At 70.8% G+C, this 26,478-nt stretch carries 26 protein-coding genes and 2 rRNA genes; 10 read left to right on the top strand and 18 right to left on the bottom strand.

Annotated elements, in window-relative coordinates; translation table 11 throughout:
• Window position 1: 1 nt before the first annotated feature.
• The 6 genes from ABCR94_RS14390 to ABCR94_RS14365 all read right to left on the bottom strand — a co-directional run bounded on the left by ABCR94_RS14390 (window position 2) and on the right by ABCR94_RS14365 (window position 5,018).
• Complete coding sequence (locus tag ABCR94_RS14390) at window positions 2-925, bottom strand: dihydrodipicolinate synthase family protein (protein WP_347119675.1); 924 nt, start codon at window positions 923-925, stop codon at window positions 2-4.
• Entirely contained in the window at window positions 922-2,370 is a 1,449-nt protein-coding gene (locus ABCR94_RS14385) for an FAD-dependent oxidoreductase (RefSeq protein WP_347119674.1), read from the bottom strand. The genes ABCR94_RS14390 and ABCR94_RS14385 overlap by 4 nt, the downstream gene beginning before the upstream one ends.
• The gene (locus ABCR94_RS14380) at window positions 2,367-2,624 is read right to left on the bottom strand and encodes a (2Fe-2S)-binding protein (RefSeq protein WP_347119673.1); all 258 of its coding nucleotides are present in this window, start codon (window positions 2,622-2,624) and stop codon (window positions 2,367-2,369) included. Before ABCR94_RS14380 ends, ABCR94_RS14385 begins: the two co-directional genes overlap by 4 nt.
• Window positions 2,621-3,769 (bottom strand): NAD(P)/FAD-dependent oxidoreductase, encoded by a 1,149-nt coding sequence (locus ABCR94_RS14375; RefSeq protein WP_521977132.1) that lies wholly within the window; start codon window positions 3,767-3,769, stop codon window positions 2,621-2,623. Before ABCR94_RS14375 ends, ABCR94_RS14380 begins: the two co-directional genes overlap by 4 nt.
• 75 nt (window positions 3,770-3,844) lie before the next feature.
• Window positions 3,845-4,447, bottom strand: coding sequence for a helix-turn-helix domain-containing protein (locus ABCR94_RS14370; protein ID WP_347119671.1), 603 nt, complete (start codon window positions 4,445-4,447; stop codon window positions 3,845-3,847).
• A 97-nt stretch (window positions 4,448-4,544) separates the two neighbouring features.
• Window positions 4,545-5,018: a hypothetical protein gene (locus ABCR94_RS14365; protein ID WP_347119670.1), complete on the bottom strand. Its 474-nt coding sequence runs from the start codon at window positions 5,016-5,018 to the stop codon at window positions 4,545-4,547.
• Between the two features lie 177 nt (window positions 5,019-5,195).
• Between ABCR94_RS14365 and ABCR94_RS14360 the strand changes: the two genes are divergently transcribed.
• The 6 genes from ABCR94_RS14360 (at window position 5,196) to ABCR94_RS14335 (ending at window position 10,505) form a co-directional block, all read left to right on the top strand.
• A complete protein-coding gene (locus ABCR94_RS14360) occupies window positions 5,196-5,618 on the top strand; it encodes a DUF350 domain-containing protein (protein WP_347119669.1) in 423 nt (140 codons plus the stop codon).
• A gap of 342 nt (window positions 5,619-5,960) precedes the next feature.
• Window positions 5,961-7,559: an ATP-binding protein gene (locus ABCR94_RS14355; RefSeq protein ID WP_347119668.1), complete on the top strand. Its 1,599-nt coding sequence runs from the start codon at window positions 5,961-5,963 to the stop codon at window positions 7,557-7,559.
• Complete coding sequence (locus tag ABCR94_RS14350; protein WP_347119667.1) at window positions 7,556-7,963, top strand: roadblock/LC7 domain-containing protein; 408 nt, start codon at window positions 7,556-7,558, stop codon at window positions 7,961-7,963. Before ABCR94_RS14355 ends, ABCR94_RS14350 begins: the two co-directional genes overlap by 4 nt.
• Complete coding sequence (locus tag ABCR94_RS14345) at window positions 7,960-8,331, top strand: DUF742 domain-containing protein (protein ID WP_347119666.1); 372 nt, start codon at window positions 7,960-7,962, stop codon at window positions 8,329-8,331. Before ABCR94_RS14350 ends, ABCR94_RS14345 begins: the two co-directional genes overlap by 4 nt.
• Window positions 8,312-8,926: a GTP-binding protein gene (locus ABCR94_RS14340; protein WP_347119665.1), complete on the top strand. Its 615-nt coding sequence runs from the start codon at window positions 8,312-8,314 to the stop codon at window positions 8,924-8,926. Before ABCR94_RS14345 ends, ABCR94_RS14340 begins: the two co-directional genes overlap by 20 nt.
• 58 nt (window positions 8,927-8,984) lie before the next feature.
• Window positions 8,985-10,505 (top strand): cytochrome P450, encoded by a 1,521-nt coding sequence (locus ABCR94_RS14335; protein ID WP_347119664.1) that lies wholly within the window; start codon window positions 8,985-8,987, stop codon window positions 10,503-10,505.
• On the opposite strand, the gene ABCR94_RS14330 is transcribed toward ABCR94_RS14335, so the two are convergent.
• A complete protein-coding gene (locus ABCR94_RS14330; RefSeq protein WP_347119663.1) occupies window positions 10,480-11,583 on the bottom strand; it encodes a terpene synthase family protein in 1,104 nt (367 codons plus the stop codon). The two genes, ABCR94_RS14335 and ABCR94_RS14330, sit on opposite strands and share 26 nt — an antisense overlap.
• 298 nt (window positions 11,584-11,881) lie before the next feature.
• On the opposite strand from ABCR94_RS14330, the gene ABCR94_RS14325 reads away from it, so the two are divergent.
• From ABCR94_RS14325 to ABCR94_RS14310, 4 genes are all read left to right on the top strand, one after another.
• The gene (locus ABCR94_RS14325; protein WP_347119662.1) at window positions 11,882-12,769 is read left to right on the top strand and encodes a TetR/AcrR family transcriptional regulator; all 888 of its coding nucleotides are present in this window, start codon (window positions 11,882-11,884) and stop codon (window positions 12,767-12,769) included.
• Between the two features lie 68 nt (window positions 12,770-12,837).
• Window positions 12,838-13,731, top strand: a complete 894-nt coding sequence (locus tag ABCR94_RS14320) for a beta-keto acid cleavage family enzyme (protein ID WP_347119661.1) — start codon at window positions 12,838-12,840, stop codon at window positions 13,729-13,731.
• A gap of 43 nt (window positions 13,732-13,774) precedes the next feature.
• Window positions 13,775-14,770: a 3-hydroxyacyl-CoA dehydrogenase NAD-binding domain-containing protein gene (locus ABCR94_RS14315; protein ID WP_347119660.1), complete on the top strand. Its 996-nt coding sequence runs from the start codon at window positions 13,775-13,777 to the stop codon at window positions 14,768-14,770.
• Window positions 14,767-15,264, top strand: a complete 498-nt coding sequence (locus ABCR94_RS14310; protein ID WP_347119659.1) for a thioesterase family protein — start codon at window positions 14,767-14,769, stop codon at window positions 15,262-15,264. Before ABCR94_RS14315 ends, ABCR94_RS14310 begins: the two co-directional genes overlap by 4 nt.
• Here ABCR94_RS14310 and ABCR94_RS14305 read toward each other — a convergent pair whose 3' ends face one another.
• The 11 genes from ABCR94_RS14305 to ABCR94_RS14255 all read right to left on the bottom strand — a co-directional run.
• Window positions 15,265-16,503: an MFS transporter gene (locus tag ABCR94_RS14305; RefSeq protein ID WP_347119658.1), complete on the bottom strand. Its 1,239-nt coding sequence runs from the start codon at window positions 16,501-16,503 to the stop codon at window positions 15,265-15,267. It abuts the gene before it with no gap.
• Window positions 16,500-17,336, bottom strand: coding sequence for a Rossmann-like domain-containing protein (locus tag ABCR94_RS14300; RefSeq protein ID WP_347119657.1), 837 nt, complete (start codon window positions 17,334-17,336; stop codon window positions 16,500-16,502). The genes ABCR94_RS14305 and ABCR94_RS14300 overlap by 4 nt, the downstream gene beginning before the upstream one ends.
• A 44-nt stretch (window positions 17,337-17,380) precedes the next feature.
• The gene (locus tag ABCR94_RS14295; RefSeq protein WP_347119656.1) at window positions 17,381-18,427 is read right to left on the bottom strand and encodes a pyridoxal-phosphate dependent enzyme; all 1,047 of its coding nucleotides are present in this window, start codon (window positions 18,425-18,427) and stop codon (window positions 17,381-17,383) included.
• Window positions 18,428-18,441: 14 nt separating this feature from the next.
• Complete coding sequence (locus ABCR94_RS14290; protein WP_347119655.1) at window positions 18,442-19,224, bottom strand: class I SAM-dependent methyltransferase; 783 nt, start codon at window positions 19,222-19,224, stop codon at window positions 18,442-18,444.
• Between the two features lie 43 nt (window positions 19,225-19,267).
• Window positions 19,268-20,845 (bottom strand): ABC transporter ATP-binding protein, encoded by a 1,578-nt coding sequence (locus tag ABCR94_RS14285; protein WP_347119654.1) that lies wholly within the window; start codon window positions 20,843-20,845, stop codon window positions 19,268-19,270.
• Complete coding sequence (locus ABCR94_RS14280) at window positions 20,842-21,690, bottom strand: ABC transporter permease (RefSeq protein WP_347119652.1); 849 nt, start codon at window positions 21,688-21,690, stop codon at window positions 20,842-20,844. Before ABCR94_RS14280 ends, ABCR94_RS14285 begins: the two co-directional genes overlap by 4 nt.
• Window positions 21,687-22,634 carry an ABC transporter permease gene (locus tag ABCR94_RS14275; protein WP_347119651.1) on the bottom strand — a complete coding sequence of 316 codons (948 nt, stop codon included), beginning with the start codon at window positions 22,632-22,634 and terminating at the stop codon, window positions 21,687-21,689. The genes ABCR94_RS14280 and ABCR94_RS14275 overlap by 4 nt, the downstream gene beginning before the upstream one ends.
• A 2-nt stretch (window positions 22,635-22,636) precedes the next feature.
• Window positions 22,637-24,199 carry an ABC transporter substrate-binding protein gene (locus tag ABCR94_RS14270; RefSeq protein ID WP_347119650.1) on the bottom strand — a complete coding sequence of 521 codons (1,563 nt, stop codon included), beginning with the start codon at window positions 24,197-24,199 and terminating at the stop codon, window positions 22,637-22,639.
• A 164-nt stretch (window positions 24,200-24,363) separates the two neighbouring features.
• Entirely contained in the window at window positions 24,364-25,329 is a 966-nt protein-coding gene (locus ABCR94_RS14265) for a YihY/virulence factor BrkB family protein (protein ID WP_347119649.1), read from the bottom strand.
• A gap of 117 nt (window positions 25,330-25,446) precedes the next feature.
• A 5S ribosomal RNA gene (gene rrf / locus ABCR94_RS14260) occupies window positions 25,447-25,563 on the bottom strand.
• Between the two features lie 73 nt (window positions 25,564-25,636).
• Window positions 25,637-26,478: ribosomal RNA gene (locus ABCR94_RS14255) — 23S ribosomal RNA — on the bottom strand; the annotation flags it as partial.

The following is a 26,478-nucleotide window of genomic DNA, read 5'->3' as shown; positions in this document are numbered from 1 at the left end:
CTCAGGCGCCCAGCGGGTGCGCGGCGAGGTGGTCGGTGGCGCGGCGCAGGTCCGCGGCGAGCGCGGCGAGCTGTCCGGCGCTCAGCGGGCCGCGGGGCGGGCGGCACGGACCTCCGTAGCGGCCGACGGTGTCCATGCTGTGCTTGATGGCCTGGACGAACTCGGTGCGCGAGTCCCAGCGGAAGGCCGCGACCAGGGGTTCGTACAGGGCGCGGGCCTCGGCGGTCCTGCCCTGCGCGGCGAGGTCGAAGAGCCGTACGGACGCGGCGGGGAAGACATTGGGGAATCCCGCGAACCAGCCGGTCGCTCCCATCAGCAGCGACTCCAGGGCCACGTCGTCGGCTCCGGCGACGACGGTCAGCCCGGGTGACAGCTCGGCGATCTCCGTGACCCGGCGTACGTCACCGGAGAATTCCTTCACGGCGACGACGTTGTCCAGTTTGGCGATCTCCGCGACGACGGCCGGGGTCAGGTCGATCTTGGTGTCGATGGGGTTGTTGTAGACCATGACGGGCAGGCCGACGCTCGCGACCTGCTCGAAGTGGCGGATCACCTCGGAGACGTTCGCGCGGTACATCGTCGGCGGTAGACAGAGCACTCCGTGCGCGCCGTCCTCGGCGGCCTTCTCGGCCCACGCACGGGCCTGGTGCGAGCCGACGCCGTGCACGCCGACCACCACGATCCCGTCGTCGCCGACCGCCTCGACAGCGGTACGGGCGACCGCGCGGCGCTCCTCGTCGGTGAGCGAGGAGTACTCGCCGAGCGAGCCGTTGGGGCCGACGCCGCGACAGCCGTTGTCGATGAGCCAGCGGCAGTGCGCGGCGTACTGGTCGAGGTCGACGCGCAGACCGGCGGGTGCGGTTCGGTCCTCCCGGTAGGGCAGTGCGGTGGCGACGATGACTCCGTCGAGCTTCTCCTGCGTCATTCCTGCTCCTCGTGGGTGCCCGGCTCGTGGGTGGTCCGGGCGTGGGTGTCCTGGGCTTGGGTGCCCGGCTCGTGGGTGCTCAGGTCATGGGCGCCCAGGGCGAGTTCGCCGAGCCGTACGGGCGCGGCGATCGGGCGGCGGGCGAAGGCGGTCGCGGGGTCGGGCAGGCCCGCGAGCTCGGCGGCGTTGCGTCCGCAGACGCGGCCCTGGCACAGGCCGAGCCCTGCCCTGCTGACCAGCTTCAGCGACCGCACTCCGCAGGCTTCGCGGTCCTCGACGGCGCGGCGCAGCTCGCCGAGGGTGACCTCCTCGCAGCGGCACACGAGCGTGTCCTCGCGCGGCCAGCTCCGCCAGCCCGGCCGGACGGGGTACGCCCTGTCCAGCGCGGCGGCGAACCGGCGCCCTTCGCGGACCCTGCGCAGCGCGCGGACCGGGGCCCGGGTGCGGGCACCGAGGATGCGGGCCGCGGCCGTTCCGGCGACGGTGCCTTGGTCGGCGGCCAGGGCGGCGCCGCCGATGCCGGTCAGTTCACCGGCGGCGAAGACGCCGGGCACGGAGGTGGCTTGGGCGGCGTCGACGGTGACGAAGCCACCCCGGGTCGAACACCCCGCGGCCACGGCCAGTTCGAGCTGGGGCGTGAAGCCGAAGCCGACGCACACCGCGTCGGCCTCGATGCGCCGCGCGCTGCCCGGCAGCACGTTCCAGTGGTGGTCGAGGCGGACCGTGGTCAGCGCTTCGACCCGGTCCTTCCCGTGGGCCTCGACGACGGCGTGGCGGCGCCGGTACGGGATGCGGTGGCGGGCGAGCAGGGCGGCGTACCCGGCGAGTTCGCCCGCCTTGCCGCGCCCCGCCAGCAGTCCGGCGGGCTGCGAAAGCCAGCCGGTGAGCGGGTCGTTCGCCTCCAGTACGCCGACCACGCGCGCCCCGACGCCGATCAGGGACGCGGCGACCGGCAGCAGGAAGGGGCCGGTCCCGGCGAGCAGGACCCGCTCCCCCACGGCAACCCCCTGCCCCTTCGCCAGCGCCTGGGCGGCGCCCGCGGTGTACACCCCTGGCCGGTCCCAGCCGGGGAAGGGCAGCGCCCGGTCGTACGCGCCGGTGGCCAGGACCAGGGCCTCGGTGTCGACGCTGCGGCCGCGCAGCGCGGGGCCGTCGGCGGGGCCGGTCCGCAGGTGGAGTCGGTGGCCGCCGCCGGGTGCGGGCTCCAGTGCCCAGACGACGGTGTGCCCGAGGTGCTCGACGCGGGCCGGGAGTGCGAGTGCGGCGGCGGTGCGGCGGGTGCCGCCCGCAGAACCGCCGGCCGCGCGCCGGGAGTTCTGCCGGTGGTACTGGCCGCCGGGTGCCGCAGCCGAGTCGATCAGCAGGACCTCCGCGCCCGCAGCCGCGGCGGCCCGCGCCGCGTTGATGCCCGCAGGGCCGGCCCCCACCACGACGACCCGGCTCATGACGGCAGCTCCGCGCCGTACTGGGTGCGGATCTCGTCGCCGTCCTCGACGAGCCGCTGACAGGCACGCACGTCCGGGATGTTGTTCACGACGACCAGGCAGTCGTAGCAGACGCCGATCCCGCAGAAGATCCCGCGCGGCCGGCCGTCGCCCCTCGTCGTACGCCAGGACACCCGTCCGGCGCCGATCAGCACCCCCGCGACGCTCTGCCCGAGCTCCGCGGGCGTCTCCTCCCCGTCCACCCGCACCTTCACGCCGGTACCTCCTCCATGACGGCCGGGCGGTCCACCCGGAACGGGCCGGGGTCGACGGCCGGTGTCCGGCCCGTCCACAGATCGGCGATCAACTGCCCGGTGGCGGCGGCCAGTCCGATCCCGGCACCCTCGTGCCCCGTCGCGTGCCACAGGCCGGGCAGCCTGGGGTCCTCCCCGATGACGGGCAGATGGTCGGGGGCGTACGGCCGAAATCCGCCGTACGCCCGCATGACCGGGACTTCGGCGAGCACCGGGAACAATCCGACGGCCTTGCAGGCCAGTTGGCGCAGCACCTCGACCCGCAGTGTCTCGTCGAAGCCGACGCGCTCGCGGCTCGATCCGATGAGGACGGTGCCCGCGCGGGTCGACTCGACGACGGTCGAGGTCTGGAGGTCCGCTTCGCCGCTGGCGACCGCGCCGACGTAATCGGCGTCGTACACCTTGTGCCGCACGGTGGCAGGCGGCAGCGGCCCGGTGACGAGCACCACGCCGCGCCGGGGCAGCACGGCGATGCCCGCGCCGGCCGCGGCCGCGAACCGGCCGGCCCAGGGGCCGCACGCGTTGATCACCGCGCCACAGCCGATCGGTCCTCGGTCCGTGCGCACGCCGTCGACCGCGCCGCCCGCGTCCCTGGTCACGCCGAGCGCCGTGACACCGGCCAGGACCCGGCCGCCCCTGGCCCGTACGGCGGCGAGCAGGGCGGTCGCGGCGAGCACGGGCTGGAGCTGGGCGTCCTCGGGGTAGTGGACGGCGGCCGTGACGTCGGGCGTCAGGTGCGGTTCCCGTTCGGCCGCTTCGGCCGGGCTCAGCGCGTACGCCAGGACGCCGGCCGTGCGCTGCGCCGCGGCGAACGCGGCGAGCGGCGCGAGGGCGGTCCCGGTGGTGGCGACGACGAGGCCGCCCTTGGGCTCCCACTCGGCTTCGGCGAGCGAGGGTCCGAGCAACTCCGCCAGCTCGGCGAGGAGTTGGGGCCAGCGACGGCGTGAGGCCTGCGCGAGGGCCAGTTCGGGGCCCGGCGCCTTGTCGGACAGCAGTATGTTGCCCTCGCCCGCGGCGGTGGTTCCGCTCGCGGGGGCGCCCCGGTCGAGGACGGTGACCCGCAGCCCTTCGGCGGCGAGCGCCTCGGCGCACGCGGCGCCGATCATGCCCGCGCCGACCACCACGACGTCCGGAAGAACCACCCGTCCCACCTCCGTTCATTTAAATGAACGGTCGTGACACTAGGGAGCACCCTCCAGGCGCGTCAACCCCTCGTGCGCACTCAGCAGTTGTCCGGCCGGGTACTCCAGCATCAGTACCGAGGTCACCGGCCCGTCGACGGTCTCGTAGATGTGCGGCGCCCGTGCCGGAAAGGACACGTAGTCGCCGGGCCCGAGCTCGTGCGGCGCGTCCGGCGGACCGACCCGCAGCCGCCCGGCCGTGACCACCACGTGCTCGCGCCCTGCATGTCCGCCGGAGCGCTGCACCTCGCCGGGGCGCACCCGCTGGTCGTACAGCTCGATGACCCGGTCGGTCAGGTCCATCCTGCGCAGCAGCCGCAGGTCCACCGCGTTGCTGCTGAGCACTTCGAGGCCGTCCGAGCGCACAAGCACCACGTCCGGGTCGGTCCGCTCGGTGAGCAGCGAGGAAACCGGAACCCCCAGGGCGTTCGACAAACTGAACACCGTCTCGATGGTGGGGTTCCCGGTACCCGACTCCAGCTGCGAGAGCGTGCCCTTCGCGATCCCGGACTGCCGCGCCAGCCCGGAAAGCGAGACCCCGGCCCTTTCCCGCAGCGCCCGCAGATTCGCCGCGAGCACTCGTCCCGCCTGTTCCCGGACCACCGGACCCCTCCTCGGTTGTGTTGCGGGGAGGCTAGCGGGGAATCGGGGTCTCAGGGAGCCCAGGCGTGTCCGGGGGAGGGCAAGGCATGTCCGGGGGTCAAGGAATCAGGAACCGGTCCGCGGCCAGCGCCGCCAGCAGGCCCATACCCAGCAGCCAGCTGCCCAGCCGCGTGCGCCCGCGCCGACTGAGTTCGATCACCACTCCGCACAGGATCAGGGCGAGCCCGTACACCCCCACGACCAGGACCGACGACCGGCTCGCCAGCCGCACCACCAGCACCACGGCCAGCGCCACCATCAGCAACGAGGCCGCGGCGATCCGCAGCCGCCGGGCCTGACTCGGCGCGAGCCCGGGACGCGCGGACCCGGGACTGTCAGCAGCCTCCGCCGGGGCCCCCGGCTGGTCCGCCGGGGTCCCTGCCTGGTCCACGGGGGTGCCCACCCGGTCCGTCGCAGGGGTCTCGGCCTGGACCGCCGGGGTCTCCGCCGGGTCCGCCGCGGTCTCTGCCCGGTCCCCTGCCGGGGTCCCCGCCTGGGCTTCCAGGGTCTCTTCCTGGTCCGATCCGCTCATGATCCGGAGCGTAACTGCTCGCGACAGTCCGGGTGCGGCCGCCCCGGACACGCCGCCGGGCCGACGACCGGCGCCCGCCACCCGCCTTCCACCCGCACCTTCGCACCAGCACGCCCGTGCGATAGATTTCGCCTCGCCTCGACCACGATCAACTTGACCCGCGGAGACTAGACTTTCATGGAAGACATCGTCAACGGACTTGGCCGCGCGGCCGCTTACGGCGCCCTCGGCGTGGTGCTGCTGACCCTCGGCATCTTCCTGGTGGACGCCCTGACCCCCGGCAAGCTCGACCGGCAGATCTGGGAGGAGCGCAACCGCAACGCCGCGCTCCTGCTCAGCTCGGCGCTCCTGGGCATCGGCGGCATCGTCTTCACGTCGATCTGGACGACGTACAACGACTTCGGCAAGGGACTCGCGTCGACGGCCGCCTTCGGGGTGCTCGGTCTTGTCATGATGGCGGTGGCGTTCCTGGTGGTCGATCTGGTCACGCCGGGCAAGCTGGGCAAGACGCTCGTCGAGAGCGAGCCGCACCCGGCGGTCTGGGTGACCGCGTCCTGCAACATCGCGGTGGCCGCGATCATTTCGGCGTCCATCGCCTGACATCCGGCCGGGCACGAGCAGACCGGCAACCGAGCACCACAACGCAGAAGGCCGCCCCCGGCACCACGGGGGCGGCCTTCTGCGTGCGTCGTCCGCGAACACCAGACCCAGCCGTCACCCGTTTAGTTACTCCCCGCACACACCCATGAGCCGAGTGTGCAAAATTGGCGATTCTAAACCCGCGCGAAGGTCCGTGCAGAGGGTTGCGTGAATATGCCGTCACGCTGATCCGATCTGGCTAAGCTCGCTCAAAGCGCGCCAAGTTGATATGAAATCAGGCACTTGTTCCCAAGTGCCCTGATGATTCGAAATCATCCCCGCATCGACCGCCAGAAGGTTTAAATGGTTCGTGTTGAATCGTCTCCGACCGACCGAGAATCCAACTTCGCCCGCGCACTCCTGCCGCCCGTCCTCCTGATGGCCACGGCCACCGCCGTCGCCCTGGCGCTCGTGCCAGAGCCCGCCCGGATACCTGTTGCCTGGTTCGGGGCACTGGCCACCGTCGTGGTGACCGCGTTCGCCGCGGAAGTGACCCGCCGCGGCCGGGCCGTACGAACGCTGCGCATCGAGTACGAGCAGCGACTCGCCCATCTCGAACAGCGCATCGTCGGCCACGACAAGGAAACCCTGCGACTCAGCCAGGTCCTGCTGCCGGCGGCGATCCACCGGCTGCGCCGGGGCGAATCACCTGCGGAGGTGATCCGTGCGGTGGTGGACGGTGACCCGACGTACCGCGATCTCCCCGAACCGCAGCGCGATCTGCTGCGTTCCGTCCTCGACATCGTCGACACCGAGGAGGCCATGCGTGAGTCCGCGCAGCGCGCCTTCGTCAACATCGCACGCCGTGTACAGGCCATCGTGCATCAACAGGCCAGCGAACTGCGGGAGATGGAAGAGGCGCACGGGCGCAACCCCGAAGTCTTCGACGACCTGCTGCGCATCGACCACGGCACCGCGCTGATCGGCCGGCTCGCCGACTCCATCGCCGTACTCGGCGGCGCCCGGCCCGGCCGCCAATGGCCCAAGCCCGTACCGCTGTTCAGTGTGCTGCGTGGCGCGATGTCCCGGATCCTGGAGTACCAGCGCGTCGATCTGCACTCGATCGCCAAGGTCGCCATCGTCGGCACGGCCGTCGAGCCGCTGATCCACGCCTGCGCCGAACTCCTCGACAACGCAGCCCGCTACTCGCCCCCGCAGACCCGGGTGCACGTCACCGCGGTGGAGGTGCAGACCGGCATCGCCATCGAGATCGAGGACGGCGGGGTCAGCCTCAGCGAGGAGGCACGGACCCGGGCCGAGCGCATGCTGGCGCAGGCGCAGGCGGGCATCGACCTCAATGACCTCGGTGAGACCCCGCGGCTCGGCATGGCCGTGGTCGGCAGGCTCTCCCAGATGTACGACCTTCAGGTCTCGCTGCGCCAGTCCGCGTACGGCGGGGTCCGCGCGGTGCTCATCGTCCCGCGCGACGTGGTCACCACGGGCCCGGCCCCCGGCATCGCCCACGGCATCGGTGCCTCCGCGGTTCCCCGGCAGGGCTCGTCCGGGCTGCCGTCCCCGGAGACGCTGCGGGTGCCGATGCGTACCACCGCACGGCCGCCCCGACCGGTCGCAGGGCCGCCCAGGCCGACGCCCACAGCGGCGGCCATGGAGGAGGACATCCCCGTGGTGACCGAGTGGACACCGGGCGGGCTGCCGCAGCGCCGCAGCCGAATCCGCGCACCGTACGGCTCCCATGCGGCGCCGGCCGCAGCCGAGGAACTGTCCGCACCGACGCACAACGGAACACACAACGGCCGGAGCACCAACGGCCACAGTCCGGAGAAGGAACCCGAGCCGGGCATCTGGCTCGAGGCATTCACCAAAGCGGCCAACGGGACACCGCGGGGCTCGTCGACCGACGAAGAACCCGACGATGCGTTGGACAAGGGAGATCTCAAGTGATCCAGCAGCGGGCCAATATGGACTGGATGCTCAAGGAGCTGGCCGACGGGGTACCGCAGGTCCAGCAGATCGTGGTCCTCTCCGCGGACGGCCTGCGCATCGCACGGCACGGCGGCGACCCCGATGTCGCCGACCGGCTCGCGGCGGCATGTGCGGGACTGCAGAGCCTGGCCGCCGCGGTCGCCTCCGAGATCCCGGACAGCGACGGCCGCATGCGACTGGTCGTCATCGAGGTCAGCGGCGGCTTCTTCTACCTGATGGCGGCCGGAGCCGGCGCGTATCTCGCGGTGCTCGCGGACGAGACGGTGGACGCGGGCCTGGTGGGGGCCCGGATGCGGGACATGGTCGTCCGTATCGGCGCCCACCTGACCAGCCCGCCTCGGCACGACGGGCAGGCCGGATGACTTCTCCTCGACGAGAACGACGAGAACCCGAGTCGGGGCCCGGCGATCCGGAACGGCTGTACGTGATCACGGGGGGCCCGGACGGAGCGGCCCGGGCCCCGCTCGACCTGGTCACGATGGTCGTCTCGTGCACCGAACCGACCCCGACGGTCCAGCCGGAACAGGCCGCCATCCTGCGGCTGTGCCGGGCGCCGCTGTCCGTGGCCGAGATCTCGGCGTATCTCAGCCTGCCGTTCAGCGTGGTGACCGCGCTGCTGACCGAACTCCTCTCGACCGAGCTGGTCGAATCGCGGGCGCCGGTCGTTCGCGCCGCGATGCCCGACCGGTCCCTCCTCGAAGCGGTGATGCATGGACTTCAGAAGCTCTGACACGGTCGTCGGCCCCCGCAGCGAGGACGTTCTCCCCACCACCGCCACAGCGGCGGTGAAGGTCGTCATCGTGGGCGGGTTCGGGGTCGGCAAGACCACCATGGTGGGTTCGGTGAGCGAGATCCGTCCGCTGACCACCGAAGAGACCATGACCCAGGCCGGGGTCGGGGTCGACGACAACTCCGGGGTGGAGAGCAAGACCGCCACCACCGTGGCCATGGACTTCGGCCGGATCAGTCTCAGCGACGAGCTGGTCCTCTACCTCTTCGGCACCCCCGGACAAGAACGCTTCTGGTTCCTCTGGAACGGCCTGTTCGAAGGCGCCCTGGGCGCGGTCGTCCTGATCGACACCCGCCGCCTGGAAGTCAGCTTCGACGTGATCGGCCGCCTTGAGGAGCGCGGTGTGCCGTTCGTCGTCGCCATCAACACCTTCCCGGACGCGCCCCAGCACCCCGTCGAGGCGCTGCGTACGGCCCTGGACCTGCCCCCCGAGGTGCCGATAGTGGACTGCGACGCGCGCGGGCGCGGGTCCAGCCGCGATGTCCTCATGACCCTGATGCGCTATCTGCACACCCTGGCCGTGCCGCTCGGCTGACCGATCCGGCGTCCGCTGTCTCCTCTCTCCCCGTACCTGCCACCTCTCTGGAGTGACCGTGACAACCCCTGATCCCCATCTGCCCGGAGCGGACGACGGGGCGGTACCGCCCCCCGGGTGCCCGGCCCACGGGCTCGGTGACGTCGGCGGCGTCGGCCCCGGCGGTCTGCGCCGGCTGTACGGGTCCGAGCACGAGAGCGACCCGATGGGTCTCTACGAGAAGCTGCGCGCCGAACACGGCCCGGTGGCACCGGTGTTGCTGACCGGCGACGTACCGGCGTGGCTGGTGCTCGGCCACAGCGAGAACCTGCACATGACCCGTACCCCGTCGCAGTTCTCCCGAGACTCGCGGCGCTGGCGCCACATCCTGGACGGCACGGTGCCGCCGGACCACGCCCTCGCGCCCGTCTTCACCTGGCAGCCCCTGTGCGTCTTCGCGGACGGCGCGGACCACGAGCGGCTGCGCGGCGCGGTCACCGACAGCATGGCGCGCATCGACAGCCGCGGGGTGCGCCGCTACATCAACCGGTTCAGCAACCGGCTGGTCAACGACTTCTGCCAGGACGGCCACACCGACCTGGTGAGCCGGTTCGCGGAGCATCTGCCGATGATGGTGCTGTGCCAGATCCTCGGCATGCCCGAGGAGTACAACGAGCGCATGGTGCAGTCCGCGCGGGACATGATCAAGGGCACCGCGACGGCGAACGCCAGCAACGCGTATGTGATGGGCGTCCTGACCAGGCTGGTGGACCGACGCCGGGTCAAGCCCGAGGAGGACTTCACCAGCTGGCTCGTCGAACACCCGGCCGGGCTCACCGACGCCGAGGTGAGCCAGCATCTGCGGCTGGTGCTCATCGCGGCGTACGAGACCACCGCCAACCTCATCGCCAACGTGGTGCGCATGGTGCTCACCGACCCGCGGTTCCGGGCGCAGCTCAGCGGCGGTCATATGACGCTGCCCGAGGCGGTCGAGCAGACCCTGTGGGACGAGCCGCCGTTCACCACGATCCTGGGCCGCTGGGCGGTCGGTGACACGGAGTTCGGCGGCCAGCAGATCAAGAAGGGCGATGCCCTGCTCGTGGGAATGGCCGCCGCCAACGCCGACCCGGTGGTGCGGCCCGACCCGCAGGCCTCCATGCAGGGCAACCGCTCCCACCTGGCCTTCAGTGGCGGCCCGCACGAGTGCCCGGGGCAGGACATCGGCCGCGCCATCGCCGACACCGGCATCGACGCCCTGCTGATGCGCCTGCCCGACCTTCAACTCTCGGTCGACGAGCATGAGTTGCACTGGCGCAGCTCGCTCATGTCCCGGCATCTGATCGAGCTCCCGGTGGAGTTCGCCGCGCGTCCGCCGCAGGACGTGAGCGGCCCCCCGACCACGGCGTCGACCACAGCGCCCCGGCCGGATTGGCAGGTGGACTCGCCGCCCAGGGCGACCGTGCCGCCGCCCGCCACGGCCCCGGTGCCCGCCTGCCCACCGGGCGCGCCCACGGTCGGCGCCGGCATTCCGGCGCAGCGCGGACCCGGGGCGCCCAAGCGGCTGTGGCAGTCGCTCACCCGGTGGTGGCGCGGCTACTGACCACGAGCTGGTCCCACCACCAGGCGATCGTCGGGAGGCGAAGCGGTTCCAGGCTGTCGTCGGCCGGGCGCTGCTTCCACCACCCCTCCGGTCGCGCCTCCGCGCTCGGGGCGCCTGGGACGACGTAACGCGGGCAGGCGGACGCCCAGTCGAGGTGACCGCGGATGAACTGGCCGAGGCCCTGGAGGTAGCGGCGCAGTCCGCCGTCGGCGTCCCTCAGCACCTGCTCGCGCAGACGGAGGAAGAGCACCATGACGCGGTCGCGCATCACCACTGCCTCCAGGAGGGCGTCCGGCGGTTCGCAGCCGAGTTCCTGGCACAGGACGTCGATCAGATTGAGGTTGTCGTCGGCGCGCAGCAGTTCCTTGTTGCGGGAGTAGAGGTCGTTGTCCCAGCTGACCAGCGTCCAGGTGATCTCGGTGAGGGCGCGCACCCGCGGGTCCTCAAGGTCGTGGTCGGGCACGGAGTAGCCGGCCACCACTTCGATCATCGCGGTGGAGGGGGCCATCCCTATGGCCCGCATCCACAGCGTGACGTAGTCGTTCAGCGAGGGAAGCCCGGGACTGCTGCGCCAGGACGCCTCCCACACCAGGCCCGAAGTGTAGATCCGCATGGCGTCGGTCCAGCGGCGGATCTGCTGCCTGGACGCGTAACGCTCCAGCTCCAGCCGCAGGAGGCGCAGCGCCCCGGTGTGCGGCGAATCGCCCGGCGAATGGCTGGCCGGTGCCTCGACGGCCCGCAATATGCGTGAGGTCTCCTGCGCCAGCACGTCGGCGGTGACTAAGGCCTCGTCGCACACCCCGTCGTCGAGCGAGAACAGCACGGCATGGAATTTGGCCATCAGCGTGAGCGGTTCGAGCTGCCCGTAGGACATGGTCGAGGCCGTAAGACCGCCGAAATCGCAGAGGGCCAGGCGCTTGCGCTGCTGCTCATCGGTGTCGAGGTGCTGCTGGAGCATCCAGCGGACGGTCGTCTCGTTGAGGGCCTGGGCGGAGGGGTGCACGGCGGAGGGGACGGGACAGTAGAAGGGGACTGCCGGCAGTTGCTGGGCCTGACGATGTGGTGAGACAACGGTCATGGTCGGCCTCCTCTGGTGCGCCCCGCGTGCACTGGGACGTATATGCCCATGTCCGATCATCAATAACGATGCAACTGGCCACCGCTTGAACCAAGTTGATCGGTTGCTGTACGGACTCTTCAGTTTCAGAGGGGAGTGTACGTACCGCCTGCGACTCGGCACTGCACCGAAAGATCCGGATACTGCGCATGACTGATGCTTCAGTCAGCATCGCACCATCCGGATCAAACCTTATAGACGCTGACCACTGCACTCCATAGCCGTTGCGATAATCTCAACGGTCAGATATGGTCCGGGCATGCTGGAAGAGCCTGGAAGCCGAGTCGGAGACGCCCGTGGCGAGGTGGCCGAGCGCGTGCGGAAAGTGATCGGCACCGTCGGTGTCAGCCAGCGGGAGTTCGCCCGACGAATCGTCATGGACCCTTCCAAACTCTCCCGTTCACTCGGTGGAGCCCGCAGGTTTACCGTGGCCGAATTGGCCCGCATCGCCGACACCGCGGAGGTGGACGCGGCCTGGCTGCTCGGGTCACGCAGCGAACCCACTGCCACGATCTCCGCCGTACGTCGCCACCGCACCGCGTCCGTCGCAGCGCCGGAGGGCGGCAGGCCGCTGCAGATCGTGCGCGAGACGGTACGGCTCATCGCGGAGCGCGGCTTCCATGCCGTACGGGTCGCCGACATCGCCGAGGCGTGCGCCACCAGCAGCGCCGCCATCCACTACCACTTCCCCGGCCGGGACGAGCTGCTCGAAGCGGCCGTGCGCTGGTGCATGGACGAGGACACCGCCCGCCGGGCCGCCCGCACTGCCGAGGCCGGTGACGCGGCGGACGAGCTGCGCCAGCTCATCGAGCTCCAGACGCCGTACACCGTGCAGCAGCGGTGGCAGTGGAGCGTGTGGCTCGACCTGTGGGCGGAGGCGGCCCGCTCGACCGCTGTCGGGAAGTTGCACGCCGAGTACTACCGGCAGTGGCGCACGACGGTCGCCGACGTCGTGCGGCGCGGCGTCGCTCAAGGGGTCTTCAGCGCCACGGATCCTGAGGCCGCCGCGCTGCGGCTCACCGCGCTGATCGACGGGCTGGCCACCCAGGTCCTCGCGACCGCGCCCGGCGACGCGGGCACCGGCCCCGACGACATGCGGGCCGCGCTGCTCGGTTATGTGGACGCCACACTGACCGCCCGCCCCTGACTCCGTACACCACCACATCACCCCGTCCCCCGCCCCCAACTCCCAACTCCCCGAGGAGCGGATTCCCCATGCCCATGAACCAGGACGTCATCATCACCTGCGCCCTCACCGGCGCCGGCGACACGGTCCGCAAGAGCCCCCATGTCCCGGTCTCCCCCGAGCAGATAGCCCGCTCCGCCGTCGAGGCGGCCGAGGCCGGCGCCGCCGTGGTGCACATCCACGTCCGTGACCCCGCGACCGGCGCCCCCTCCCGCGACCCGCTGCTCTACCGCGAGGTCGTCGAGCGGATCAAGGAGACCGGCACCGACGTCGTCATCAACCTCACCGCCGGCATGGGCGGCGACCTGGTCATCGACCCCGACGAGCCGCTGAAGCAGCTGCCGGGCACCGACCTGGTGAGCGGCCTGGAGCGGCTGCCGCACGTCGAGGAGCTGCTGCCCGACATCTGCACCCTGGACTGCGGTTCGCTCAACTTCGGCGACGGCAGCAACCTGTACGTCTCCACCCCCGACATGCTGCGTACGGGTGCCAGGCGCATCCAGGAGCTGGGCGTGCGGCCCGAGTTGGAGGTCTTCGACACCGGGCAGCTGTGGTTCGCCAAGCAGCTCATCGCCGAGGGCCTCCTCGACGATCCGACCGTCTTCCAGCTGTGCATGGGCATCCCGTGGGGCGCCCCCGCCGACCCGGGCGTTCTGCAGTCGATGGTCCACATGCTGCCCGAGGGCGCCCAGTGGGCCAGCTTCTCGCTCGGCCGGATGCAGATGCCGTGGGTCGCCCAGTCGATCCTGCTCGGCGGGCATGTCCGGGTCGGCCTGGAGGACAACCTCTACCTGGGCAAGGGCAACAAGGCCACCAACGCCCAGCTGGTGGAACGCGCCGTGACGATCACCGAGGCGCTGGGCGCCAGGGTCGCCACCCCGGACGAGGCCCGGAGCAAGCTCGGACTGAAGCCGCGCGCCTGACCTCCCCGCCCCGGCCGTACGCACCTGCTGAAGGACCCCCATCATGACTGTCACCACGCCCCCCGCCCCCTGCGCCCCCGAGGATGTACGCCGAGTCGCCTGCGTCGGCGCCGGTGTGATCGGCGGCGGCTGGGTCGCCCACTACCTGGCCCGTGGCTACGACGTCACGGCCTGGGACCCCGCCCCCGACGCCGAGCCGAAGCTGCGCCGGCTGGTGGCCGCCGCCTGGCCCGCCCTGGTCGAGCTCGGCCTGGCCGACGGCGCGTCGCAGGACCGGCTCACGGTCACCGCGACCCTCGAAGAGGCCGTCGCCGAAGCCCAGTTCGTGCAGGAGAGCGCCCCGGAGAAGCTGGAGCTCAAGCGCGATCTGCTGACCCGGCTCGACGCGGCCGCGCCCGCCGGGGTCGTCATCGCGTCCTCGACCTCCGGCTACCCGATGACCGACATGCAGACCGACGCCGCCGATCCCGGCCGACTCGTCGTGGGGCATCCGTTCAACCCGCCGTACCTGATCCCCCTCGTCGAGGTCGTCGGCGGCGAACGCACCACGGCCTCCACCGTCGCCTGGGCCTCGCGCTTCTACGAGGTGGCGGGCAAGTCCGTCATCACGATGAAGCGCGAAGTGCCCGGGTTCATCGCCAACCGCCTCCAGGAGGCCCTGTGGCGCGAGGCGCTGCACATGGTCGCCAACGGTGAGGCGACGGTCCGGGAGATCGACGACTCGATCACCGAGGGCCCCGGCCTGCGCTGGGCGTTCATGGGCCCCATGCTCACCTTCGCGCTCGCGGGCGGCGAGGGCGGCATGGCGCACATGCTGGACCACTTCGGCCCCTCACTGAAATCGCCGTGGACCCGCCTGGAAGCACCCGAACTGGACAAGAGGCTGTACGACGCGGTGGTCGCCGGGTGCGAGGACGCGGCCGACGGCCGCACCATCGCGGACCTCGTCGCGGAGCGCGACCAGGGCGTCATCGACGTGCTGCGGGCGACTGGCCGCCTGCCGCAGCAGCGCACGCGGGAGCAGGAGGAAACCAAGTGACGACCGAGCCCCTGCCGCTGGTGCGGCACTCCGTACGGCCCGAGTGGATCGACTACAACGGCCATATGAGCGAGGCGTTCTACGTCCTCGTCTTCGGCTACGCCACGGACGCCATGATGATCGAGACCGGGCTGCACGCCGGGTACCGGGAGAGCACCGGCTGCTCCCTGTACACGGTCGAGGCGCACATCCACTATCTGCGCGATGTCAGCGAGGGCGCCCAACTCGTCGTCCGTACACGGCTGTTGGGTGCGGACGCCAAGAAGGCCCGCTTCACCCATGAGTTGCACGTCGTCGACTCGGCGGACGCGGAGCCGGAGCCGGACGCGGAGCCGGTGGCAACGACCGAGCTGCTGGCCATCCATGTCGATCAGCGGGTGGGGCGCGCCGCGCCGTTCCCGGAGGCGATCCGGGAACGACTGACGGCGCTGGTGGAGGTGGCGCCCGAGTGGGCGGGACGCTCCATCACCCAGGTCCCCCGCCCGGGTCGCTGATCACGCAGGTCGCCTCACCCATAGGGCCGCAACCAGCGCCCCGAGGGTGAGCGCGCCGAGCGCCAGGGCAGTGCCCGGGTAACCCGCGAGGCCCAGGCCGATGCCGCCGAGCCCGGCGCCCGCGAAGACGCCGAAGCTCATGCCGGCGGCATTGATGCTCAGCGCCGTACCGCGCAGGGTGGCGCAGCGCCGGACGAGCAGGGTGATGACGCAGGCCGCGACCGTCGCGTGCGCGGCGGCGGTCACGGCCGTCAGCAGCAGGGCGAGCCACAGCGTATGGGTGAAGAAGAAGCCCACGAGCGACCCGAGCCCCACCACCAGGGCGAAGGTCATCATCCGCTCCGCGGTGATCCGCGGTGCGGCGGCGCTCATGGCCCGGCCGGTGAAGAGGTTGCTGAGGAAGAAGGCGGCGCCGCTCAGTGTCCATACCAGCGCGAACGGCCCCGGGGACAGGGCGAAGCGCTCGTCGTAGAACGCCGCGAGGTAGGCGAGGTAGCCCATGAACGCGGCCGTCCGCAGCAGGGCGACGAGCAGGAGCGGGACCGCGCCCGGCACGGCCGCCAGCGCCTTGAACGACGCGCCGTAGCCCAGGCGGGGTGTGCCGCGCGCCGGGTCCCGGTGCGAGCGCCGGCCGTACACGTAGAACACCGCGGTCAGCAGCGCCGCGGCGATGGACACGGCAAGGAGGTTGCCCTGCCAGCCCCACAGCAGCGCGGGCAGGGCGACCAGCGGCGCCGCCATCAGCGCGGTGAACGACTGGGTCGCGGTGACGAGAGTCGCCGCCCGGCCGGCCGCGGCGCCGTTGCCGAAGCGGTCGGCCGCCGCGGCGGTGAGCGCCGGGTTGAGTACGGCCGTACCGGCGCCGACGAGCAGGCAGAACGCCGCGAGGAACAGGAACTCCCCCGTCGCGCCCAGCAGCGCGGAGACCGCGAGCAGGGCGAGGCCGCCCGCCGCCGCCCACTCCTTGCGTACCCGGTCGATGAACGGGGCGAGCGCGGTGCCGACGGCCAGCGCGGCGAGGCCGCCGAGGCCGCGCAGCTGCCCCATGGCGGCGACGCCGGTGTCCGCCGCGTCCGCGATGGGGACGAGGTAGGTGCTGAAGACCGTGAAGGGCAGCAGGCCGACGGCGGAGGCCAGCATGACCGGCCACAGCACCCGGGCCATCCGCAGGTCCCCGGGCACTTCTTCGGCACGATCGGGCGCCGCGCTCTCCTTCGGGGGGGCAGTATCCGCGGTCACTCCGCCGCCTCCCGGTAGCGGTGGAGGGCGGTCTCGTCGGCGCTGAACTGCGAGAAGGGGAAGGGCTCCGCGGACAGTGCGCTCACTCCCGCACCAAGGAAGGCGCGGGCGACGGCGCTGCCCGACTGGGCGTACACGACCAGCGGAATCCCGCGCGTACGGCAGTGCTCGACGATCAGGTCGAAGCTGCCGTTGCTCAGGGTCATACCGGTCGCCACGACCGCGTCGGCGGCCTCCAGCACCTCGGCCATGCTCTCGGCGACGGGGTCGCCCCACTGTGTGGTGCGGAGGTTGAGGTCGCAGGGCAGGCATACGCCGCCCCGCTCGCGTATCGCCGCGACCAGCGGGTTGACGACGCCGATCAGGGCGACCCTGGCGCCCGGGGTGATGTCGAGCAGCCCGGCGATGGCGGCGTCGCGGGCGTGGGCCCGGACCTCGGGCGTACCGGTCGGCAGGGTAACGGGATCGGAGGCAGGGTGACCGCGGTGCGGCTCGACCCGGGCCAGGTAGGCGTCGAGGGCCGCGATGCGCACCGGGAGGGAGCCGTGGCGGATGAGGGTGTCGAGGGGGTGCCCGGAGGCGTTCTCGCAGAAATCGGGGGCGAGCTCACCGGCCTCGAAGGAGCAGGCGCCGAAGGCGTCCCCGGTGCGCAGCAGGAGGTAGTGGTTTCGGTAGGTGACCTCGCTGCCGGCCAGCCGGGTGGTGTTGCGGAGCCAGAACGCGCTGGTGACGGCCAGGTCCTGGGGCGGCGGCCCGTAGGAGCCGGCCAGCACGGCCCGGCCGAGTTCGGCCACGGTCTGCGGTTGTACGGCTTGTGGTTGTGCGGCGCGCATCTCAGACTCTTCCATTGCCAACAGGGCTTGCGGGGTAAGGAGGTTCATCGCACGGTCTCTGCCAGCAGGACGGACGAGTCGGCGTAGGAGTGCGTGATGTCGTCCCGGGGCGGCGGCCAGGGCATCGCCGACCACGGGTGCGACAGATCGGCGCACGAGGTGACCTCGTGCGGACGCATCGACCCCAGACCGTGGGCCTGGGCGTGGTTGGCGTACGCGCTGTCGACGTAGCGGTGGCCGGTGTCGGCGGCGATGAAGACGTACGTACGGGAGTCGTCGCGTTCGCGCTCGGCCAGGGTGGCCAGATAGGCCGCTCCCGCCGACAGGCCGGCGAAAATGCCGCTGGCGCGCAGGAGTTCGACGGCGCCGGACATCGCGTAGTCGAAGTTGACCCAGTGGATGCGGTCGTACAACTCCTGGCGGACATTGTCGAACGGGATGGAGCTGCCGATCCCCGCGATGATCATGTCAGGGTCCTGGACGTGCTCGGCGCCGAAGGTGACGCTGCCGAACGGCTGGATGCCGACCAGGTTCACATCGCGGCCCGCTTCGCGCAGGTAGGTGGCGATGGCGCCGGTCGACGCCCCGGTGCCAACCGCGCCCACCAGGCTCAACGGCCCCTCCGGGACCTCCTTTTGGACCAGGTCGGCGACATCGCGATAGCCGAGGTAGTGGATGGAGTCGTGGTACTGACGCATCCAGTGGTAATCGGGCTTCTCCCGCAGCAGTTCGGCGATGCGCCGCACCCGCAGGTTCTGGTCGAGCCGCAGGTTCTGCGAGGGCCGGACCTGTTCCAGCGTGGCCCCCAGGATCTCCAGCTGTACGCGCAGAGTGCGGTCGACGGTCGTCGAGCCGACGATGTGGCACTTCATTCCGTAGCGGTGGCAGGCGAGCGCCAGCGCGTGGGCGTAGATGCCGCTTGAGCTGTCGACGAGGGTGTCGCCGGGGGTGATCTGTCCGGTGTCGAGGAGATGGCGTACCGCGCCCAGCGCCGAGTAGATCTTCATCGTCTCGAAGCGCAGACAGACCGCGCCGGGCGGGACGGCCACCACGTCCGGTTCCTTGATGGCTTCCGCTATGTGCTCATACATGGAGTGTTGGTCCTTCAGTTGGCGACGCGGTGGGAGACGGGCGCGGTGATGTGCTCGGAGTCGCGGGGTGCGAGTGTGAACGTGAAGAGGAAGGCCCGGCAGTTGTCGCCCTCCCAGCTCTGGCGATGGGCGACGGCGGGCTCGAATCCCGCTTCGACGGCGTACGCGACGATGGTGCGCAGTTCGGCGGTGTTGGACGCGACCAGGTGGATCTCGCCGTCCGGTGCGAGCAGCCCACGGTCAGTGATCTGGTCGAAGAAGCGCGTCACAATCCCGGCGCCCACGCACACGTTGCGGACGACGGTCGGATCCTCGCTGGTCCGGGTGGAGACGGCGGGCGGGTTGAACGTGATGACGTCGAGCCGCGCCGAGTCGGGGAACTCCTCGAAGAGGTTGGAGACCAGCGGACGGAAGTCGGTGCCCGGCCGTTCGCCGACCAGGCGCCGGTAGTGGTCGGCGGCGGTGGCGACGGAGTCGGGGTGGATGTCGGCGGCCCAGATCTCGCGGGCCCCCCGGGCGCCCGCGAGCACGGCCTCGACGCCGAGTCCGGCGCCGATCGCCGCGTACGAGCGTCCGGCCACGGCGATGGTGCCGTCCAGCAGCCGGTCGTGGATGATCCGGCTGGTGTCGCCCGGCCTGAACACACCGGGCGGCAGCTCGAAATCCCAGCCGTTGTAGGTGTACGTGCGGTGCGTGTGGATGTCGGAGGGGGCGCTGTTGATGGCGAGGATCTCCTCGCGGGGCAGGGTGTCGGGCAGTTCTGCGAGCAGGTCGCCGGCTGTGGTCCGGTCGGACATGAGGCCTCCGAAGAAGTACGTCGGGCAGGTGGTCGGTCCGCTGTCAGGGCCCTGGAACGGGCTCCGGGGTGGCGCCGAGGCGCATGGCGTGGACGAGTTGGCGGGTCATGGCCGCGCGCGGCGCGGCGAGCACTTCGGCCGGTACGCCGCTCTCGACGATGTGTCCGGCGTCGATGACCACCAGGTGGTGCGCGATCACGGAGAGCAGCTCCAGGTCGTGGCTCACCCACAGCAGCGCCGTGCCGAACTCCCGCCGCATCCGGGCGAGTTCGGCGAGAACGGCGTCGGTGGCCACCGGGTCGAGGCCGGTGGTGATCTCGTCGCAGATCAGTACGTCGGGTTCGGCGAGCGCGGCGCGGGCCAGGGCGGCGCGCTGGAGCTGGCCCCCGGACAGACCGCCGGGACGTCGCTCGGCGGTGTCCGCGTCGACGCCGAGCCTGGCCAGCAGCGCGAGAGCTTCCCGCCGCGCGTCGCGAGGCGCCCGGCCGCGCAGTCGTACGGCGGTACGGGCGACCTGCTCGGCCACCGGTCGCCGCTCGTCGAAGGAGCCGCGCACCTCTTGCCATACGTATTGCACGCGCCGCTTCTGTTCCACGGTGCGACGGCGCAGCACCGGCAACGGCTGCCCGTCCAGCAGGACTTGGCCGCGCATGCGTTCATGGAGGCCGGCGACGCAGCGGGCCAGGGTCGTCTTTCCGCTGCCGGAGAGCCCGGCGACTGCGACGCAGGCCCCGGCGGCGAGTTCGAGGTCCACGCCGTGCAGTACCGGCCCGCGTCCTCGGCTGTGCAGTGCGGCGGAGAGGTCCCGTACCTCCAGGACGCGGGGCCCCACGGGGTCGTGCCGGGCAGCGGTGGGGGTGCGCCGGTCGGGCAGTTCGTCGGCGGTCACCTTGCCCCGCTCCAGTACGACAACGTGGTCCGCCAGGGCCCGCACCAGGTCCTGGTCGTGGCTGAGCAGCAGGATCGCGAGCCCGCCGCGGGCAAGGGCGGCCAGTTCCCCGGCGAGCCGCAGCCGGGTCACCGTGTCGAGTCCGGTGCTCGGCTCGTCGAGTATCAGCAGCCTGGGCCGGCAGGCCAAGGTCTGGGCGAGCGCGACGCGTTGGCGCTGGCCGCCGGAGAACTGGTGCGGGAAGCGTCGTGCCGTGTCGCGGTCGGCGGGCAGTTGCGCGGCTTCGAGTGCCCCGGTCGCCGATCCGCCGTGCAGGGAGGCGAGTTCGGCGAGGACCGCGCCGGTGCGGCGGGCCGGGTTGAGCGCACTGCCGGGGTGCTGAGGCATATAGGCGACCGTGCGCCCACGCAGCTGCGCCGCCCCGGTCGTGACCGCGTCACCGTCACCATCACCGTCGCCGTCGCCGTCGCCGTCGCCGTCGCCGTCGCCGTCGCCGTCGCCGTCAACCACGGTGATGCCGCCGACCTCCACGCGCCCTCCGAGCCGGATGCCGGGCCCGCACTCACCGATGAGCGCCAGTGCGGCGGTGGTCTTGCCGCTGCCCGAAGGGCCGACGAGCGCGGTGACTTGGCCCTCGTACACCTCGAAGTCGATCGCGTCGACGAGGACGGTGTCCCCGGCCCGCGCGGTGAGCCCGCGCACACTGGCGATGCTGACGTGGGTGGTGGTCATCGGGCCTCCGTTGCGGGGGTGCGGGAGCGGGCCAGCGCACGGTCGGCGAGCAGGTTGAGTCCCACGGTGAACATGACGAGCAGCGCGGCGGGCGCCAGCACGGCCCAGGGTTGGAGCAACAGCCCCTCGCGACTGCGGGAGATGCTCACGGCCCAGTCCGGGGCGGTCGGGCTCAGCCCGAGGCCGAGGAAGTTCGCCGAGCCGACGAGGAAGACGGCGAGGGTGATCCGGGTGCCGATGTCGGCGGCGACCGGTGCGAGCGCGGCGCGTGCGATGTGACCGAGCTGGATACGGGACCGGGACTCGCCCTGCACCCGCAGCGCCTCGGTGACGGGGCTGCTCGCCGCGTCGAGCGCCGCAGCCCGGACCAGCCGCGCCACGGGCGGGACGTTGACGGCGGCGACGGCGAGGGTGATCGCGGTGGGTGAGCCGCGCCAGCCCACTGCCACCACGCTGATCACGAGCAGGGACGGCAGCGGAAGGAGTACGTCGAGGGGGCGGATCAGCAGCTCGTCGGCCCAGCGGCGGCGACTGGAGGCCGCGAGCAGCCCGATCGCGCCACCGACCAGATAGGCGGCGGCGACAGCGCCGAGCGCCATGCCGAGCGTGCTACGGCCCCCGTGCAGCAGCAGGGCGAGCACATCGCGCCCCAACCCGTCGGTACCCAGGGGATGTTCACCACTGCGGCCGGCGTATGGTGCGGCGGCGCCCGGAACAACGGCGTCGGCGAACAGCGGACCGAGCAGGGCTGCCGCGACGGGCAGCGCCGCCAGCAGCCCGGCGACGTACAGCGGTGTACGGGACAGTTTCGCGCGGCCGGCCGGGCGCTTCACGAGGCGGTTCACCGCAGGATCTCCGTCCGGGGTACGAGGCGGTGGCAGACCAGGTCAGCCGCCAGGCTGAACAGCAGGGCCGCCGCCGCTACGACCAGCGCCAGGCCCTGCACCGTGGGTATGTCCCTGGCTTCCACAGCCCGTACGAGCGCGGTCGCAACCCCGGGGATCGCGAACACCGCCTCGACGACGAGGACACCGCCGACGAGGTTGTCGCCGACCCTGGCGAGTTCCTGGATGCCGGGGACGGCGGCGTTCGGCAGGACATGGCGCAGCAGCAGGGCCCGGCGCGGCACCCCGAGGCGGCGCGCCTGTACGACGTATCCGGCGCCCAGCGTCGTCACCGTCCCGGCCCGGATCTGCCGGGACAGCAGGCAGACCATCCGGACCGCGACCACGGCCACGGGCAGCACCAACAGCGCAGGCTGGCCGAGCAGTTCACCCGCGCCCACCCCGACCCAAGTCGCGGGCAGCCAGCCCAGTTTCAGCGAAAGCCCCGCGACGAGCAGCAGCGCCAGCAGGAAGTCGGGGACGGCGTTCAGGGCAAGTGTCACCGAGCTGAAGACCCGGTCCGTGCGGCCGCCTTCACGCGTTCCCGAGACAAGGCCGAGCAGCAGCGCGAGCGGCACCACGACGACCAGGGTCACCGCGGTCAGGACCAGGGTGGGGCCGGCCGAATCGGCCAGGATGCCGGTGACGGGGCCGCCGCTGACCAGTGAGGTGCCGAGGTCGCCGGTGAGGGCTCCGCCCGCCCAGTCGGTGAAACGTTCCAGGGCCGGCCGGTCGAGGCCGAGCTGCTCGCGCAGCGCCGCCACCTGCGTGTCGGTGGCGTCCCCGTCGTAGCGCACGGCTGCCGCGTCGCCGGGCAGCAGCGAGGTGAGAGCGAACACCAGTCCTGCGAGCAGGGCGAGTTGGACCAGCCCGAGGACGAGCCGGTGCAGGAGGTAGCCACGCATCCTCAGGCCAGCCACACCTTGTCGAAGCGGGCCGAGTCGAGCGTGTTGGGCGGCGCGGCGGCCACGCCGCGCACCCGGGCGGCCGTGGCGTTCAACCAGTCGGGGTGCCCCCACATCAGCAACCCGCCCTCGTCGTGGATGCTGCGCTGCAACTGGCCGTAGAGCGCGACACGTTCGGCCTCGTCGGTGGTGGCCTGCGCCTTGGCGAAGGTGGCATCGAAGCCCTTGCGACGCCAGCCGGAGGCGTTGAAGTTCGAACCGGTGAGCAGCCGGTCGTTGATGTAGGTGGGGATCGTCATCGCCCCGGAGCGGTGGCTTCCCATGACGCCCTTGGTCAGCTGGTCCTTGAAGTACGTGTCGGAGGAGCCCGTGGTGACCTTCACCCGCAGTCCGGCGTCGGCGGCCTGCTCGGCGAAGAGCGTCGCCGCCTCGACAAACCCCGGGGCGACGGACGAGGTGTAGATGGACAGCGTCTTGTTGAGCGCCCCGGCCTTGCGCAGCAGCAGGCGGGCCTCGGCGACATCGCGCTCACGCTGCGGGATGCCCTCGGGGTAGTACTGATATCCCTTGCCGAACATGTCGTTGCCGACCGTCCCCCTCCCGGCGAGCACCACGTCGACGAGCTTTCCGCGGTCGGCGAGCAGCTTGAAGGCGAGGGTCACATCGGGGTTGTCGAAGGGCTCCTGGTCGCACTTGAGCACGATCGCGTGGGCGGTACTGCCCTTGGCCGCGACGATACGCACCGCCCGATCGGCCTCGGCGGTACGCGCGAAGGTGGGTGTCATCTCGTACGCGTACTCCGCCTCGCCGCCGCGCAGCGCGTTGCCCCGGGCGTCGGTGTCGGCGGCCAGGATGCGCAGCTCGTCGATGTACGCACCGCCGTCCCAGTGGTCGTCGAAGCGCTCGGCGACGAAGGCCTGGCCGGCCGCGAAGGACTTCAGCCGGAACGCGCCCGTGCCGACGGGGTCGGCCGGGTTCCGGTAGCGCGAACTCACCATGGCCGTACCGAGGGTGGCGAGGAGGGCGGGGAACTCGGCGCTGGGCCGCTTGAGCGCCAGCTCGACCGTGCGCGGTCCGACGCCCCGGCTCTTCTTGAGGTCGACCACGGCCAGCAGGCCCTGCGCGAAGTGGTTGGCGGCCTTGGGGTCGAGTATCCGGCCGAGGCTGAAGAGGACGTCCTCGGGCGTGAACTTTTTGCCGTCGTGGAAGAGCGCGTCGCGCAGCGTGAACCGCCACAGGGTCGCGTCCGTGTTGGACTCCCACTTCTCGGCGAGGCGCGGTACCGGTGCCATGTTCGCGTCCAGATCGACGAGCCGGTCGAACAGCGCCTTCGTCCGGGCCATGTCGATGGCCAGGGCTTCGGCGTGCGGGTCAATGGTTTCCTGGTCCCCGCCGCCGGTGAACAGCGCCCGCAGCTGTCCCCCGCGCCGCGCCCCGGACTTGCCGTCGGCAGCCGCGCCGCCGCTTCCGGCAGCGCCTCCACAACCGGTGAGCGCCAAAGCCCCGCCCGCACCGGCGGCGCCGGCCAGGGCAAGGAACTCTCTGCGGTTTCGGGCTGTAGACATACTGCTCCCCTGAATCACAAACCGTGGGCCGGGCACAGCTGTTGACCCCGACGGGCGGGGGTGTGCGCGGCAAGGATGGCCGAGACGGCAGTGGAAGCATCACACTTATTGAAAACGAATGTCAACACCACTTGGCGTGGCTCTGCGCTGAGGGGCAGGCGGCGTCAGTCGCCCGAGCCGGGGTCGGGGCGGACCGGCTCGGTGATACCGGCGCGGGCGGCTTCGAGCTGGGCGGCGAACGCAATGCCCAGGAACAGTGCGATGCCCGTGAGATTCGCCCAGAGCAGCAGGGCCACGAAGGCGGTCAGCGGCCCGTAAACAGCGCCGAAGGAGCCACTCTCGGCGACGTAGAGGGCCAGCAGCCAGGTCGCCACCACCCAGAGCAGGAGGTGCACGGCCGAGCCGACGGCGAGCCACGTGTAGCCGGGCTGGTCACGACGGGGCGCCCAGCGGAATATCACTGCGGAGGCGACCCAGGCCAACAGGACGCCGACCGGTATCTCCAGCGGCCCCCACACATCCAGCAGGGACGCGGACCACCCCAGAGCCTCGACGAGGGAACTGCCCACCGCCTCGCCGGCCACGAGCACCAGGAAGCCCAGCACCATGGGCACGCCGGCCCCCAGGGCAAGGAGGAGGCTCCGCCCGTACTTCACATGGAAGGGCCGGTCCCGCTCGATGCCGTAGATGCGGTTACTGCCCCGCTCGATCTGCCCCATGGCAGAGGTCAGGTTCAGCACGGCGAAGCCGAGCCCGAGCCACATCGCGAATGCGCTGGAGGTGCTGCCGCCCACACTCCGCCGGGTGTCGTCAAGAGCCTCTTCGACCAGCTCCGCGCTCGCGCCGGGCACGATACGCCCGAGTGTCAGCTCCACGACACGGCCCACGCTGTCGGTGTGCACGGCCGCGGCGACGCCCACCAGGGCGATGGCGAACGGCACGGTGCCCAGGACCACCTGGAAGGCCAGAGACCGCGCATGGCTGAAGCCGTCCGCGTACCGGAAACGGGAGAAGGCATCGAGCAGCAGCTTGCGCCCGCCGTAGTGCCGCAGCGCGGTGAGTGCCTCATCGCCGGAGAGTTCTTCCCCGATCATGTCCCGCGTCTGCGGAACATGCGTCACGGTTCCCATCGGGTACTCATCTCCACTCAGCCAAAGTTTCCAGTTCCCAGGCCCGAGAATACGGTCCGGGAACGCAAAAAAGCCCCGGCTCCTGGACATAAGTCCAGGAGCCGGGGCATAAAAATTGTTCGGCGGCGTCCTACTCTCCCACAGGGTCCCCCCTGCAGTACCATCGGCGCTGAAAGGCTTAGCTTCCGGGTTCGAAATGTAACCGGGCGTTTCCCTAACGCTATGACCACCGAAACACTATGAAGTTAACCAACCGGTGTATACACAGTTCGTTACTTCAGAACTAACACAGTGGACGCGAGCAACTGAGGACAAGCCCTCGGCCTATTAGTACCAGTCAGCTCCACCCGTTACCGGGCTTCCACATCTGGCCTATCAACCCAGTCGTCTACTGGGAGCCTTAACCACTCAAGGTGGTGGGAATACTCATCTCGAAGCAGGCTTCCCGCTTAGATGCTTTCAGCGGTTATCCTTTCCGAACGTAGCCAACCAGCCGTGCCCTTGGCAGGACAACTGGCACACCAGAGGTTCGTCCGTCCCGGTCCTCTCGTACTAGGGACAGCCCTTCTCAATATTCCTACGCGCGCAGAGGATAGGGACCGAACTGTCTCACGACGTTCTAAACCCAGCTCGCGTACCGCTTTAATGGGCGAACAGCCCAACCCTTGGGACCGACTCCAGCCCCAGGATGCGACGAGCCGACATCGAGGTGCCAAACCATCCCGTCGATATGGACTCTTGGGGAAGATCAGCCTGTTATCCCCGGGGTACCTTTTATCCGTTGAGCGACAGCGCTTCCACAAGCCACTGCCGGATCACTAGTCCCGACTTTCGTCCCTGCTCGACCCGTCGGTCTCACAGTCAAGCTCCCTTGTGCACTTACACTCAACACCTGATTGCCAACCAGGCTGAGGGAACCTTTGGGCGCCTCCGTTACTCTTTAGGAGGCAACCGCCCCAGTTAAACTACCCATCAGACACTGTCCCTGATCCGGATCACGGACCGAGGTTAGACATCCAGCACGACCAGAGTGGTATTTCAAGATTGACTCCACACACACTGGCGTGCATGCTTCAACGTCTCCCACCTATCCTACACAAGCCGAACCGAACACCAATATCAAACTATAGTAAAGGTCCCGGGGTCTTT

The sequence above is a fragment of the Streptomyces changchenzhani genome (genome assembly GCF_039766235.1).
Taxonomy (GTDB): domain Bacteria; phylum Actinomycetota; class Actinomycetes; order Streptomycetales; family Streptomycetaceae; genus Streptomyces.
Note: the sequence above shows the minus strand (reverse complement) of the source record. Positions and strands in the feature narration are given on the sequence as shown.

Bases quoted from the DNA above. Each gene is read 5' to 3' on its own strand.
- ABCR94_RS14345 (WP_347119666.1), top strand. From the start codon at position 7,960: ATGACTTCTCCTCGACGAGAACGACGAGAACCCGAGTCGGGGCCCGGC.
- ABCR94_RS14340 (WP_347119665.1), top strand. From the start codon at position 8,312: ATGGACTTCAGAAGCTCTGACACGGTCGTCGGCCCCCGCAGCGAGGAC.
- ABCR94_RS14300 (WP_347119657.1), bottom strand. From the start codon at position 17,336: ATGCGCGCCGCACAACCACAAGCCGTACAACCGCAGACCGTGGCCGAA.
- ABCR94_RS14295 (WP_347119656.1), bottom strand. From the start codon at position 18,427: ATGTATGAGCACATAGCGGAAGCCATCAAGGAACCGGACGTGGTGGCC.
- ABCR94_RS14285 (WP_347119654.1), bottom strand. From the start codon at position 20,845: ATGACCACCACCCACGTCAGCATCGCCAGTGTGCGCGGGCTCACCGCG.
- ABCR94_RS14365 (WP_347119670.1), bottom strand. From the start codon at position 5,018: ATGAGCGGATCGGACCAGGAAGAGACCCTGGAAGCCCAGGCGGGGACC.
- ABCR94_RS14375 (WP_521977132.1), bottom strand. From the start codon at position 3,769: ATGATCGGCGCCGCGTGCGCCGAGGCGCTCGCCGCCGAAGGGCTGCGG.
- ABCR94_RS14355 (WP_347119668.1), top strand. From the start codon at position 5,961: ATGGTTCGTGTTGAATCGTCTCCGACCGACCGAGAATCCAACTTCGCC.
- ABCR94_RS14360 (WP_347119669.1), top strand. From the start codon at position 5,196: ATGGAAGACATCGTCAACGGACTTGGCCGCGCGGCCGCTTACGGCGCC.
- ABCR94_RS14390 (WP_347119675.1), bottom strand. From the start codon at position 925: ATGACGCAGGAGAAGCTCGACGGAGTCATCGTCGCCACCGCACTGCCC.
- ABCR94_RS14275 (WP_347119651.1), bottom strand. From the start codon at position 22,634: ATGCGTGGCTACCTCCTGCACCGGCTCGTCCTCGGGCTGGTCCAACTC.
- ABCR94_RS14265 (WP_347119649.1), bottom strand. From the start codon at position 25,329: ATGGGAACCGTGACGCATGTTCCGCAGACGCGGGACATGATCGGGGAA.
- ABCR94_RS14330 (WP_347119663.1), bottom strand. From the start codon at position 11,583: ATGACCGTTGTCTCACCACATCGTCAGGCCCAGCAACTGCCGGCAGTC.
- ABCR94_RS14290 (WP_347119655.1), bottom strand. From the start codon at position 19,224: ATGTCCGACCGGACCACAGCCGGCGACCTGCTCGCAGAACTGCCCGAC.
- ABCR94_RS14270 (WP_347119650.1), bottom strand. From the start codon at position 24,199: ATGTCTACAGCCCGAAACCGCAGAGAGTTCCTTGCCCTGGCCGGCGCC.
- ABCR94_RS14315 (WP_347119660.1), top strand. From the start codon at position 13,775: ATGACTGTCACCACGCCCCCCGCCCCCTGCGCCCCCGAGGATGTACGC.
- ABCR94_RS14325 (WP_347119662.1), top strand. From the start codon at position 11,882: ATGCTGGAAGAGCCTGGAAGCCGAGTCGGAGACGCCCGTGGCGAGGTG.
- ABCR94_RS14385 (WP_347119674.1), bottom strand. From the start codon at position 2,370: ATGAGCCGGGTCGTCGTGGTGGGGGCCGGCCCTGCGGGCATCAACGCG.
- ABCR94_RS14320 (WP_347119661.1), top strand. From the start codon at position 12,838: ATGCCCATGAACCAGGACGTCATCATCACCTGCGCCCTCACCGGCGCC.